11 protein-coding genes are annotated in these 11,959 nt (G+C 68.2%); 2 read left to right on the top strand and 9 right to left on the bottom strand.

Going from position 1 to position 11,959, the window contains the following annotated elements; genetic code table 11:
* Positions 1–6 precede the first annotated feature (6 nt).
* A complete protein-coding gene (locus tag HEP74_RS02815; RefSeq protein ID WP_185815101.1) occupies positions 7–759 on the top strand; it encodes a COG4705 family protein in 753 nt (250 codons plus the stop codon).
* A gap of 87 nt (positions 760–846) precedes the next feature.
* Here HEP74_RS02815 and HEP74_RS02810 read toward each other — a convergent pair whose 3' ends face one another.
* The 3 genes from HEP74_RS02810 to HEP74_RS02800 form a co-directional block, all read right to left on the bottom strand.
* On the bottom strand, positions 847–1,740 hold the full coding sequence (locus HEP74_RS02810; protein ID WP_185815100.1) for an energy transducer TonB: 894 nt from the start codon (positions 1,738–1,740) through the stop codon (positions 847–849).
* 72 nt (positions 1,741–1,812) lie between these two features.
* On the bottom strand, positions 1,813–3,555 hold the full coding sequence (aceK, locus tag HEP74_RS02805) for a bifunctional isocitrate dehydrogenase kinase/phosphatase (protein WP_185815099.1): 1,743 nt from the start codon (positions 3,553–3,555) through the stop codon (positions 1,813–1,815).
* A gap of 9 nt (positions 3,556–3,564) precedes the next feature.
* A complete protein-coding gene (locus HEP74_RS02800; protein WP_185815098.1) occupies positions 3,565–4,497 on the bottom strand; it encodes a LysR substrate-binding domain-containing protein in 933 nt (310 codons plus the stop codon).
* A 95-nt stretch (positions 4,498–4,592) separates the two neighbouring features.
* Between HEP74_RS02800 and HEP74_RS02795 the strand changes: the two genes are divergently transcribed.
* Positions 4,593–4,826: a hypothetical protein gene (locus tag HEP74_RS02795; protein WP_185815097.1), complete on the top strand. Its 234-nt coding sequence runs from the start codon at positions 4,593–4,595 to the stop codon at positions 4,824–4,826.
* 108 nt (positions 4,827–4,934) lie between these two features.
* On the opposite strand, the gene HEP74_RS02790 is transcribed toward HEP74_RS02795, so the two are convergent.
* The 6 genes from HEP74_RS02790 to HEP74_RS02765 all read right to left on the bottom strand — a co-directional run bounded on the left by HEP74_RS02790 (position 4,935) and on the right by HEP74_RS02765 (position 11,907).
* On the bottom strand, positions 4,935–5,591 hold the full coding sequence (locus tag HEP74_RS02790; protein WP_185815096.1) for a dihydrofolate reductase family protein: 657 nt from the start codon (positions 5,589–5,591) through the stop codon (positions 4,935–4,937).
* Positions 5,592–5,764: 173 nt separating this feature from the next.
* Positions 5,765–7,996 carry an NADP-dependent isocitrate dehydrogenase gene (locus HEP74_RS02785; protein WP_185815095.1) on the bottom strand — a complete coding sequence of 744 codons (2,232 nt, stop codon included), beginning with the start codon at positions 7,994–7,996 and terminating at the stop codon, positions 5,765–5,767.
* A 616-nt stretch (positions 7,997–8,612) separates the two neighbouring features.
* Positions 8,613–9,122, bottom strand: a complete 510-nt coding sequence (locus HEP74_RS02780) for a hypothetical protein (RefSeq protein WP_185815094.1) — start codon at positions 9,120–9,122, stop codon at positions 8,613–8,615.
* Between the two features lie 58 nt (positions 9,123–9,180).
* Positions 9,181–9,474 carry a LysM peptidoglycan-binding domain-containing protein gene (locus tag HEP74_RS02775; protein ID WP_047324480.1) on the bottom strand — a complete coding sequence of 98 codons (294 nt, stop codon included), beginning with the start codon at positions 9,472–9,474 and terminating at the stop codon, positions 9,181–9,183.
* 104 nt (positions 9,475–9,578) lie between these two features.
* Positions 9,579–10,397 (bottom strand): NADPH-dependent 7-cyano-7-deazaguanine reductase QueF, encoded by an 819-nt coding sequence (gene queF, locus HEP74_RS02770; RefSeq protein ID WP_185815093.1) that lies wholly within the window; start codon positions 10,395–10,397, stop codon positions 9,579–9,581.
* A 199-nt stretch (positions 10,398–10,596) separates the two neighbouring features.
* On the bottom strand, positions 10,597–11,907 hold the full coding sequence (locus tag HEP74_RS02765; protein ID WP_185815092.1) for a M20 family metallopeptidase: 1,311 nt from the start codon (positions 11,905–11,907) through the stop codon (positions 10,597–10,599).
* Positions 11,908–11,959: the final 52 nt, after the last annotated feature.

Below are 11,959 nucleotides of genomic sequence, written 5' to 3'. Positions count from 1 at the left end.
GCATCGATGAACGCCACTGTCGCCAAGGTCGCACCGGTCACCCTGGGATTCTGGATGATGAAGATCTGCGCCACCACGCTGGGCGAGACCGGCGGCGACCTGCTGTCGATGACCCTGGACGTCGGCTATGCGCTGAGCAGCGCCGTGCTGTTCGGCGTGTTCGCGCTGTCGCTGTGGGCGCAATTGCGCACGCGCGGTTTCCGGCCGTGGCTGTATTGGTGGGTGATCCTGACCACCAGCACCGCCGGCACCACGATGTCGGACTACATGGACCGCAGCCTGGGACTGGGTTACGCGCAGGGCGCGCTGATCCTGAGCAGCTGCCTGGCATTGACCCTCGGCGCATGGTGGCTGAGCGAACGCAGCCTGTCGGTCGACCGGATCGATGGCGGCCGCGCGGAAGTCTTCTATTGGGTGGCGATCCTGTTCTCCAACACCCTCGGCACCGCGCTGGGCGACTACCTCGCCGACGATTCGGGGCTGGGCTTCCTCGGCGGCGCGTCGCTGATCGGAGCGGCGCTGGCTGCGATCGCGCTGGCCTACGCGTTCACCCGCATCGACCGCGTGGTGCTGTTCTGGGCCGCGTTCGTGCTGACCCGACCGTTCGGCGCCACGCTCGGTGACCTGCTGACCAAGCCGACAGCAAAGGGCGGACTGGATCTGGGCACCGTCGGCGCATCGCTGGTGCTGGCAGGGATCCTGGTCGCGGTGCTGTATGCCAGCACTCGCCATCGCGCGATCGCTGCGACGACCAGGTAAGCCTCGGCGCTGCAGGAAAACGCCCCGCAACGCGGGGCATCGTCCATCGAAATCGGACACCGGTGCCGGGAGCGCCGCCCGGCGCGTTCAGCCGCCCTGCTGCAGCGGCGTCAGCAGGTGCGGGCCGTTGCTGTCGACCATGTACACGCCGCCGGCCGGCAGCGTGTCGGGCGAGAAACCCGATGCGTCCTTGCCGGTGTCCCAGGGCGCCCGCGCGCGCGGACCGGGGACATAGCTGATCCAGCGCCCGTAGCTGCTGTCCGAGCCTTCGCTGGGCTGGTCGCGAAGCGCATAGTCGACCGGAACGCGCACCTGCCAGTACGGCGCCGACACGTCCTGGCCTTCGGTCGGCGGGCGGAACGTCCACCTGCGCGCCGCCGCCAGTGCGCTCTGAGCGAATATCCCGCGCAGCTTCTTCATCTCGCTCTCCGAGCCGACGATGCGCAGGTTGACCTGCTCGACCGCGGCATCGGCGACGCTGCCGTCGCGCGCCACCTTGAGCACCAGGTACGCCGCGCCCGACGCGCCAACCCGGTACGCCGCTTCCGGATAGGACGGCGGCGCCATCTTCAGCGACGTCACCGCGCGCGGATCCTTGGGATCGTAGGTGGCGAAGCTGGCATGGCGGATCTCCACCTGATAGCTGTCGCCCTCCTGGCGCTTGGCCACGATGCGCAGCGTCATCGGCGCGCGCGCCGGCACCGGCTTGCCGTTGCGCAGCGCCGGTTCGAATTTCCACTGTTTCACCGAATCGCGCACGAAGCGGATCACGCCCTCGGGCAGCTTGTCTTCCCGATCGATCGCCAGCGCCGAGACCGCGCCGTCGGGCTCGATGTCGATCTTGCCGGTGACCAGCAGGCTGTTTTCGACCTGCTTGCGCACCGCGCCCGGCCCGGCGCCGGTGGCGAACGCGGTGGCGGCGAGCAACGCCAACAGCAGGCCGCCCCAACGCCACATCGAGATGTTTGAATTGCGGGGCATCGCGCCGTCCTTGCATGGATGAGACCCCGATTACAACGCAGCCGGCTTACGCAGACAAGTCAGGCCGGCAGGTCAGGCCAGGCGCAGCGACTCCGGATACGGCGGCGCGTCCGGATAGTCGTCCTCGCGCAGCCGCGCCTGCAGCTCGCGCCACCATTGCGGGTCGAACAGTTCGCCATGCGCGCGCTTGACCGCCTCCAGCGAGGCGGCCGGCAACCCCATGAACAGCGCGAAGCGCTCCGGGAACACGTCGCGCGCGGCGACGTGGAACCAGGGTTCGGCGGACATGGCTTCCTCTTCGTTGCGCGGCTGTGGCCAGTCGCGGAAGGTGCAGTCGGTGACCAGGCACAGTTCGTCGTAGTCGTAGAACACCGCGCGCCCCTGCCGCGACACGCCGAAGTTCTTCAGCAGCATGTCGCCAGGGAAGATGTTGTTGCGCGCCATGTCCTTGATCGCCTGCGCGTAGTCCAGCGCCGCCTCGCGCGCCGCCTCGGCGGTCTGCTCGCGCAGATACAGGTTCAGCGGGCGCAGCCGCCGCTGCACGTAGCACAACTCGAAGATCAGGTCGTCGCCGTCCTCGCGCAGGCTGCGCGCGCAACCCTGCAGCAGTTCGGCGAGCAGCGCCGGGGCGAAGCGCGCGCGCGGGAAACGCAGCGAGCGGTAGGGCTGCGCGTCGAGCAGGCGGCCGACCCGGTCCAGGTTGAACACCAGCGCGTACTTGTCCTCGACCTGTTCGCGGCTCATCGTCTTCGGATAGGCGAAGCGGTCGCGGATCAGCTTGAACACCAGCGGGTAGCTCGGCAGGGTGAACACCGCCATGACCATGCCCGGGGTGCCGTCGGCGTGCACCAGCTGCTCGTTGGGCTGGGCCTGGAAGTGGCGGAAGAAGGTGCGGAAGCGCTCGGTCTTGCCCTGCTTGGCGCGGCCGAGCATGGTGTACAGCTCGTCGATCGGCTTGTGCGGCAGCAGGCTGCGCAGGAACACCACCGCATCGCCGACGGTGGCCAGATCGGCCTGGAAGTAGCTGCGCGAGATGCCGAACAGCTGCGCCACGTCGTTACGCTTGGTCAGCACCGCTTCGGCGCGCAGGCCGTCGGCATCGTTGACCAGCGCGATCACGCAGGGCGAAAAACGGTGCTCGCCGAACACGCGGCCGACCAGGTAGGCGCGGCGCTCGCGGTAGAACACCGTCTCCAGCAATTCGATGCCGCGTACCGGATGTTCGCCCCAGTGCGTCAGGTCGTCCTGCAGGCGCACCGCGATGGCCGCGGCGCAGCGCGTGCGATGCGCGTACGGCACGTCGAACGGGTAGTCGCCGAGCACGCGCACGAACGCATCCACCGGCCGCGTCTCGGAGACCACGTAGTTGTGCCGTGCCACCGGATGGGTGATCGCGTCGGTCGGCTCGATGTCCAATGCCACGAACTCGATCCGCGTATCCACGCCCTGGGTACGGAAGAAGCGCCGGGTCAGCGTGTTGTAGAAGGTCTTGTACAGTTCCTGGTCGATCAGCCCATGCAGTTGCGCGGCGTAGCTGTCGCGGACCTGCGCCCACAGCGTGCGGTCGTGGGCCTGGCCGAGCAGCAGCGTACGCAGGCGCAGCATGCATTCGCCGATGCACTGGTCGTACAGCGCGATGCGCTCGACCGCGTCGTTGCGCGCGGCGTTCCAGTCGCGGCTCTCGAAGCGGCGGCGGGCGCGGCGGCTGATCTGCGCGAAGCGCGCGTGGTAGTCCTCGAACGCGTCGCGGATGCTGCGCGCCACGGCATCGGCGCGGGGTTCGGCGGGCACGGGCGGAGCGGGCGTGTCGGTCATGGCCGCAGTCTACCTGCGGGCGCGGCGGCGTTTGGACGCAGGCGGCGCGGGCGGTGCCTGCGTATGCTGCCGGTGCTCGTCGGCCTGTGCGCGCAGCCAGTCGCGGAATGCCAGGAAACCGCCATGCGCGGCCGAGCGCTGCGGATACACCAGGTAGTGCGACCACGTCGCCTTCACCCGGTGCGGCGACAGCGACACCAGCTGGCCGGCGTCGAGCATCAGCCGCGCGCGGGTGACGCGGCCCAGGGCCACGCCGACGCCATCCAGCGCCGCGCGATGGTGCGACTCGGAATCGTCGAATACCGCCACATAGCGCGTCGGCGCGGTTTCGCCGGCGGCGGCGAACCAACGCTCCCATTCGCCGTCCGGGTCGCCGATCAGCGGCCACTGCGCCAGCGGCGTGCGCTTGCGCGCGTCCATCCGCGCGATCAGCGCCGGACTGGCCATCGGCACCAGCCATTCGTCGAACAAGGCCTCGACCGCCAGGCCCGGCCATTGTCCGTTGCCGATCCGCAATGCCGCGTCGACCTGCGGCTGCCGCTCGAAATCGACCAGGCGCTGGTCGGACAGCAGATTGATCTCGATCTGCGGATGCCGCGCCAGGAAATCGCCCAGGCGCGGCACCAGCCAGGCCGATGCCATCGACGGGGTCAGGCTGATCGTCAGCACGTCGTCGCGGCGCGCGGCGAACGGCTGCAGCGCCTCGCCGATCGCATCCAGGTGCGGGCCGATGCGTTCGAGCAGGCGCCGCCCGTCGGCGGTCAGCGTCACCCCGCGCGCATGCCGGTCGAGCAGCCGATAGCCCAGGCGCTGCTCCAGCGCGCGCATCTGATGGCTCAGCGCACTGACGGTGAGGTGCATCGCGGCGGCCGCGCGCGACAGATTGCCGAGCCGGGCGACGCTGACGAACCCTTGCAGAGCGTGCAGTGGCGGACGTGCCATGTTGAATCCAATTCAAGTCTGACTTGCGGAATGCTCGCTTTTTCAAGGCTCAGCTTGCGCCTATCGTCGATTCCACTCAAGCCAGGAGCACGACGATGAGCCTCTACAGCGATCTGTTGTTCCACCATGGGCACATCGCCAACGCCGAGTTGGCGCGTTCGTTGGCGGCAACGCCCCCCAGATCGGAAGGACCCGACTCCGCAGCGCAGGCGCCTGCCGCCGGCCCAGCGCAGGCCACGCCCGGCGAGCCAACCCCGACCCCGGCAGCGCGCAAGCGTGATCGTTCGGCGCTGCTGCGGGCGCTGACCGCGCTCACGCCGTTTCGCTGACCCGCCGCAGGCGCACGTCTGCGCCGCGCTGCACACGCATGGCAGCGTGCAGCGCCGGCCAGTCGCGCCACGCCACTGCAGCCGCGCGCGGCCGCTCGACCAACCGCCTCAGGTCAACCGGCGGCGGCGTTCCAGTTCGGCATCGGTGGGCTGCTCGAATTCGAACGAGCCGGTGACGATGTCGCCGGCACGAACGTACCTGTTGACGACGACGCCCGACGCGGACGCCGTCGACGCGACCAGCCGGAAGGCGCCGTGGAAGAAGCCGCCGAACAGCCGCTTGCCGGTGCCGAGCACGAGCGGGAACAACGACACGTTGAGCTCGTCGACCAGGTCGTTGTCGAACAGCGTCTTCAGGAAGTCGGTCGAACCCTGGGTCAGCAGGTCCGGACCGTCCTCGCGCTTCAGTTGCCGGACCGCGGCGACCGCGTCGGGACGCAGCGCGTGGCTGTTCTGCCAGGCGAGGTCCAGCACCGGGTTGCGGGTCGCGACGTACTTGTTGATCCGGTCGAACATCGGGCCGATCGGATCGTCCGCGCCCACATACGGCCAATGCGCGGCGAAGATGTCGTAGGTCTTCCGCCCGAGCAGCAGGTCGAAGGGCCTGGCGAACATCTCGCCTACCGAGCCTTCCAACGTCGGGTCGAAATACGGGGCGGCCCAGCCGCCGTGCCTGAAACCGCCGATCGGATCCTCGTCCGGCCCGCCTGGGGCCTGCATGACGCCATCGAGGCTGACGAACGCTCCCACCACGATCTTTCTCATCCCGCGCTCCTTCGGTGCGTGGCCACGCTCGGCCAACGTTACCCAATCACGACGTTCCAGGACGCCGCGTCTCGACAAGCACGCAGGATGTTTTTCGGGATTGCGCAGCGCTCGACGCACCGCCACCGGCGGGGACAGGCGGGCAATGGCCTGCCCCCGTGGCGTGCGTCGCGTCAGGCCGTCAGCGTCGCCAGCGCGGCGTTGAACGTCGCGCTCGGCCGCATCGCCTGGCTGACCCGCTCCAGGTTCGGGCGGTAATAGCCCTGGATGTCGACCGGCTTGCCCTGCACGCCGTTGAGCTCGGCGACGATGGCCGCCTCGTGCTCGGCCAGTTGCTTGGCCAGCGGTGCGAAGCGCGCCTTCAGCGCCGCGTCCTCGTCCTGCGCGGCCAGCGCCTGCGCCCAGTACAGGGCCAGGTAGAAATGGCTGCCGCGGTTGTCGAGTTCGCCGACCTTGCGCGAGGGCGACTTGTCGTTGTCCAGGAACTGGCCGTTGGCCTGGTCCAGGGTCTTGGCCAGCACGCCGATCGTCGCGTTCTGGTGGCGCTGGCCCAGATGCTCCAGCGACGCGGCCAGGGCCAGGAACTCGCCCAGCGAATCCCAGCGCAGGTAGTTCTCTTCGACGAACTGCTGCACATGCTTGGGCGCCGAACCGCCGGCACCGGTCTCGAACAGGCCACCGCCGGCCATCAGCGGCACGACCGACAGCATCTTGGCGCTGGTGCCCAGCTCCATGATCGGGAACAGGTCGGTGAGGTAGTCGCGCAGCACGTTGCCGGTGACCGAGATGGTGTCCTCGCCCTTGCGGATACGCTGCAGCGAGAACGCGGTCGCTTCCACCGGCGGCAGGATGCGGATGTCCAGGCCCTTGGTGTCGTGGTCCTGCAGGTAGCGCTCCACCTTCTGGATCATCAGCGCATCGTGCGCGCGCTGCGGGTCCAGCCAGAACACCGCCGGGGTGCCGCTCAGGCGCGCGCGGCTGACCGCCAGCTTGACCCAGTCCTGGATCGGTGCGTCCTTGACCTGGCACATGCGCCAGATGTCGCCGGCTTCGACCGCATGCTCCAGCAGCACGTTGCCGTCGCTGTCGCTGACCCGCACCGTGCCGTCGGCGGCGATCTGGAAGGTCTTGTCGTGCGAACCGTATTCCTCGGCCTTCTGCGCCATCAGGCCGACGTTGGGCACGCTGCCCATCGTCGCCGGGTCGAACGCGCCATGACGCTTGCAGTCCTCGATCACCGCCTGGTACACGCCGGCGTAGCAGCGGTCCGGGATCAGCGCCTTGGTGTCCTGCAGCTTGCCCTCGGCGTTCCACATCTTGCCCGAGTCGCGGATCATCGCCGGCATCGACGCATCGACGATCACGTCGCTGGGCACGTGCAGGTTGGTGATGCCCTTGTCGGAATTGACCATCGCAAGCGCCGGGCGCTGCGCGTACACGGCCTGCAGATCGGCTTCGATCTGCGTGCGCTGCGCGTCCGGCAGGGTGGCGATGCGCGCGTACAGGTCGCCGATGCCGTTGTTCGGATCGAAGCCGACCTGCTTCAGCGCCTCGGCGTGCTTGTCCAGCACGTCCTGGTAGAACGCGCCAACCACCACGCCGAACATGATCGGGTCGGAGACCTTCATCATCGTCGCCTTCAGGTGCAGCGAGAACAGCACGCCCTGCTGCTTGGCGTCGGCGATCTGCGCCTGCACGAAGCTGGCCAGCGCGCGCTTGCTCATCACCGCCGCGTCGATGATCTCGCCGGCCTGCACCGCAGTCTTTTCCTTCAGCACGCTGACCGTGCCGTCCTTGCCGACCAGTTCGATCTTGACGCTGCCGGCCTGCGCGATCAGCGCCGAACGCTCGCTGCCGTAGAAATCGCCAGCGTCCATGTGCGCCACGTGCGAGGTGGAATCGGCGCTCCACGCGCCCATGCGGTGCGGATGCTTGCGCGCGTAGTTCTTCACCGACAGCGGCGCGCGGCGATCGGAGTTGCCCTCGCGCAGCACCGGATTGACCGCACTGCCCTTGACCCGGTCGTAGCGCGCCTTGGCTTCTTTCTGCTTGTCGTCCTGCGGCTCGTCCAGATAGTCCGGCAGCGCGTAGCCCTGCTGCTGCAGTTCCTTGATCGCGGCCTTGAGCTGCGGCACCGAGGCGCTGATGTTGGGCAGCTTGATGATGTTGGCTTCCGGCGTGGTCGCCAGCTGGCCCAGTTCGGCCAGGTCGTCGGCGATGCGCTGATCCTCGCGCAGGTATTCGGGGAACTGCGAGATCAAGCGGCCGGCCAGCGAGATGTCGCGGGTTTCCACGGCGATGCCGGCGGTGCCGGCGAAGGCGGCGACGATCGGCAACAGCGACTGCGTCGCCAGGTACGGGGCTTCGTCGGTGAGCGTGTACAGGATCTTGGGCGTATTCGACATGAGTGACGTAGGCTCTCTTGCGATTCGGGAAGGACACGTTGCCGCGAACAAGCTTGCGGGTGGCACGGCGCGGACGGCGTGCGGAGTGCAGCGCTTGCGACGAAGGGAAACCCTGCGACGGCGATGGCATGACGGCCGCCGATTGTCGCGTTTTCTGCGGGCCGGAGAAAGCGTTTGCATGGAACGGTGGAGATCGCCGCCGCCGCACCAACGCATGCGCTGGCGCCGTGCGCGGCATGGCGCAGCGGCAATGGCTTGTGTTGGCTCGCAGGACAAATTTCGCCATCGCTTGCGGCACAAGGCGGCGCGCTTTCCCTGCGCATGCGTATGGAACACGCAGCAACACGCTTCGCTGCGGCGCATGCCGCTGCCATCGGTAGAGCGACGCGGAGATGCCATGCGCCAGCGCATGGTGGACGCCGACGCATGCAGCGCGGCTTGCGCGGCACTGCGCGATGCACCCATTCGCGATATGCGCGTCGCATGCGCCAGGGTGCAGGTTCGCCAATAAAAAAGGGCGCAGTCTCGCGACTGCGCCCAGCGTGCCGCGCCGGCCGGGAGAGAGTCGGCTGGCGCGATCCGTGACTGCGGTGTTCTTAGCGGGACGCGATGCGCATTACTTGACTTCGAATTCCTGCGCCGTACCCGCCGGCTGGCCGTTCACGGTGACCTCGGCCTTGTACTTGCCGGCCGGCCAGCCCTTGGCGTTGGTGAAGGAGACATTGGTGGTTTCCGCACCGGCCGTGGTCAGCGTCGCGCTTTGTTCGCCGGCGGTCTGGCCGTCCTGGAACAGCAGCTTGGCGCCGATAGTGGTATTGGTGGAGGAACCCTCGGTCTTCACCGAAACGATGATGGTGTCCTTGCTGCTCAGCGTGGTCAGCGGCGCCACCGTCTTGTCGGCGCCAGCGGTGTTGCCCACGGTCACCGATGCGACCGTCACCGTGCCGGCATTGGCCGCGGCGGGCGCCGTCTCTGCCGGACCCGGCATCGCCTCGGTCGGGGCGGAGGAGGTCGGATCGGGCGTGGCGGTCTGGCTCTGTTCCTGCTTCTTGCAACCGGCCAGGGCCAGCGCGCCGACCAGCGCCAGCAGTAGCGGAGAGGTCAATGTCTTCGAATGGATCTTCATGAGGTGGTGCTCCTTGGATGGAATGATGGATCGCGCACGATTTGCGGTGCGCTGCGGGTCAGGCGCGAGCGGGCAGCTTCAGCGTCTGCCCCGGATAGATCTTGTCCGGGTCGTCGAGCACGTCGCGGTTGGCTTCGAAGATGCGGGTCCAGGCGTTGCCGTCGCCGTAGTGCAGCTTGGCGATCTTGGACAACGAATCGCCCGATTTGACCACGTAGACCTGCTGCACCTGTTCGGCGGTGGTGTCCACGTGCGCCTGCACTGCGGAGAAATCCGCCTTCGGCGTGATGTCCGCAGTGGTATCCACTTTGGCGGTGACTGCCGAAAAATCGGCGCGCTTGTCGCTGTTCATCGCATGTGGCTCCGTGCGTGGATGGGATGCGGCCACGGTTGCACAGGATTTGTTAAAAGCGGATCGCGCAGCCGTGAACGGCGTTGGTCCGATTCAGCCGCGCGCTACTGGCGCGGATCGCGGTGGAAGGCGATCGGCTCGGCCACGTCGGGCGTGGCCCGCCAGGGATTGATGTCCAGGCCGCCGCGGCGGGTGTAGCGCGCCTCGACCTGCAGCGACTGCGGGCGGCAACGCGTCATCAGGTCGTGGAAGATCTGCTCCACGCACTGCTCGTGGAAGCCGGCATGCTCGCGGAAGCTGATCAGGTAGCGCAGCAGGCCTTCGCGGTCGATGCGGCCGCCGCGATAGCGCACGCACAGCGTGGCCCAGTCCGGCTGGCCGGTGACCGGGCAATTGGACTTGAGCAATTCGCTGCTCAGCGTCTCCTCGACGATGTCGTCGGCCGCGGCGAGCAGGAACTGCGGGCGTGGCGGTCCGTAGCAGTCGATGGCGATGTCCAGCGCGTCCAGCGAGTCGCCCTCGCCCAGCGGGTCCACCGGCGGCAGGCCGAACTCCATGGTCACGTCGGCGCCGGCGCGCGCCGACAGGTCGGTGACGATGCAGGCACGCACCGCTTCGGCGCTGTTGAAGCGCATCGCGTTGAGCGAGTTGAGATAGAGCTTGAGCGACTTGGATTCGATCAGCTGCGGCGAGGTGCACGGCACCTGCAAAGTGGCGGTGGCCACGCAGGGCTTGCCCTGCGCGTCCAGCCAGCCCAGTTCGTAGGCATGCCAGCGGTCGAGGCCGAAGAACGGCAGCGGCGCGGCGTCCAGGCCGATCTCGGCGCGGCCGCCGGCGCGGGGGATCGGGAACAGCAGCGCGGGATCGTACTGAGAGGGATACGCGACCTCGCGGCCGAGACTGGAATCCTGGGGGGTGTTCATGCCGGCCAGTCTAGCGGGGGCGGTCTGGCTGGCAGGTATACAGATGCCGGGATTGGGGAGTTGGGATTCGGGATTGGTAAAAGCGCACTGCGCGAGCTGCGGCTTGGCCAATCCATCCGGATCCAGAAATGCGAGGGCGTGCGGCGCTATCTCCGCACCTGGCAACCGCTTTGACGAATCCCCAATCCCCAATCCCGAATCACCGCTTCACACCCAGATAGTCCAAGGACACCTGCAGCAGCGCGCGCAGGCCCACGTCCAGTGCGGATTCGTCGAGCAGGAACTGCGGCGAGTGGTTGCTCGGCGCGGTCGCCGGATCGATGCCGGGGCCGGTGGCGCCGACGAAGAAGAACATCGACGGCACCTGCTGCGCGTAGAACGAGAAATCTTCCGCGCCCATCTGCAGCGGCGGCTCGTAGACGTTGTCGGCACCGACCACCGCCTGCAGGCTGGGCAGCATCTTCGCGGTCAGCGCCGGGTCGTTGACCGTGGCCGGGTTGCCGTCCTGGTCGGGCACGTGCGCCTCGGCCCTGGCGCCGTGCGCGGCGGCGGTGTGCTCGGCGACGGTCTTCAGGTCGGCGAAGATCTGCTGGCGCATGCCTTCGTCGAAGGTGCGGATGGTGCCGACCATCTCCACGTCGTCGGGAATGATGTTGTAGCGGATGCCGCCCTTGATCGCGCCGAAGCTGAGCACCGCCGGCTGCCTAGAAATGTTGGCGCGGCGGCTGACCACGGTCTGCGCCGCGCCGATCAGGTCGGCGCTGGCGACGATCGGGTCGATCCCGTTCCACGGCGCCGAGCCGTGGGTCTGGCGGCCCATCACCTTGATGCTGAAGCGGTCCGAAGCGGCCATCAGCGGGCCGCCGCGCACCGCGATCTTGCCCGCCTGCACGCTGGAGAACACGTGCAGACCGAACATCGCGTCGGGCTTGAAGTCGCGGAACAGGCCTTCCTTCAGCATCAGCGAGGCGCCGCCCTCCTCGTTGCCCGGCGCGCCTTCCTCGGAGGGCTGGAACACCAGCATCACCTCGCCCGGCAGCTGCGCGCGCATCGCCACCAGCGCTTCGGCCACGCCCAGCAGGATGCTGGTGTGGGCGTCGTGGCCGCAGGCGTGCATGACCCCGACCGTCTCGCCGCGGTACTCGCCGGTGGCCTTGGAGGCGAACGCCAGGCCGGTCTGCTCGGTCACCGGCAGCGCGTCCATGTCCGCGCGCAGGGCGATCTTCGGCCCCGGCAGGGCGCCCTTGATGATCGCCACCACGCCGTGGTGGGCGATCCCGGTCTGCGGCTTCAGGCCCAGCGCGCGCAGCCGCTCGGCGACCTTGGCAGAAGTGCGCTCTTCGCGGTTGGACAGTTCGGGGTGCTGGTGGAAGTCGCGCCGCCACTCGACCACCTTGGCCTGCAGCTTGGCTGCCGCGGCCGCCACTTCCGGGCGTTCGGCGGACTGGGCGCAGGCCAGCGCGGGGACGGCGAGCAGCAGAGCGGACAGCAGGCGGGACAGGCGCGGCATGGGGAATCTCCGATCGGTTTTTGCAAGGCGTTCAGTCAATGTATTGCATTCG

Origin of the sequence: Xanthomonas sp. SS (assembly GCF_014236835.1) — a bacterium.
Classification (GTDB): domain Bacteria; phylum Pseudomonadota; class Gammaproteobacteria; order Xanthomonadales; family Xanthomonadaceae; genus Xanthomonas_A.
Note: the sequence above shows the minus strand (reverse complement) of the source record. Positions and strands in the feature narration are given on the sequence as shown.

Bases quoted from the DNA above. Each gene is read 5' to 3' on its own strand.
- HEP74_RS02815 (WP_185815101.1), top strand. From the start codon at position 7: ATGAACGCCACTGTCGCCAAGGTCGCACCGGTCACCCTGGGATTCTGG.
- HEP74_RS02810 (WP_185815100.1), bottom strand. From the start codon at position 1,740: ATGCCCCGCAATTCAAACATCTCGATGTGGCGTTGGGGCGGCCTGCTG.
- aceK (WP_185815099.1), bottom strand. From the start codon at position 3,555: ATGACCGACACGCCCGCTCCGCCCGTGCCCGCCGAACCCCGCGCCGAT.
- HEP74_RS02800 (WP_185815098.1), bottom strand. From the start codon at position 4,497: ATGGCACGTCCGCCACTGCACGCTCTGCAAGGGTTCGTCAGCGTCGCC.
- HEP74_RS02795 (WP_185815097.1), top strand. From the start codon at position 4,593: ATGAGCCTCTACAGCGATCTGTTGTTCCACCATGGGCACATCGCCAAC.
- HEP74_RS02790 (WP_185815096.1), bottom strand. From the start codon at position 5,591: ATGAGAAAGATCGTGGTGGGAGCGTTCGTCAGCCTCGATGGCGTCATG.
- HEP74_RS02785 (WP_185815095.1), bottom strand. From the start codon at position 7,996: ATGTCGAATACGCCCAAGATCCTGTACACGCTCACCGACGAAGCCCCG.
- HEP74_RS02780 (WP_185815094.1), bottom strand. From the start codon at position 9,122: ATGAAGATCCATTCGAAGACATTGACCTCTCCGCTACTGCTGGCGCTG.
- HEP74_RS02775 (WP_047324480.1), bottom strand. From the start codon at position 9,474: ATGAACAGCGACAAGCGCGCCGATTTTTCGGCAGTCACCGCCAAAGTG.
- queF (WP_185815093.1), bottom strand. From the start codon at position 10,397: ATGAACACCCCCCAGGATTCCAGTCTCGGCCGCGAGGTCGCGTATCCC.
- HEP74_RS02765 (WP_185815092.1), bottom strand. From the start codon at position 11,907: ATGCCGCGCCTGTCCCGCCTGCTGTCCGCTCTGCTGCTCGCCGTCCCC.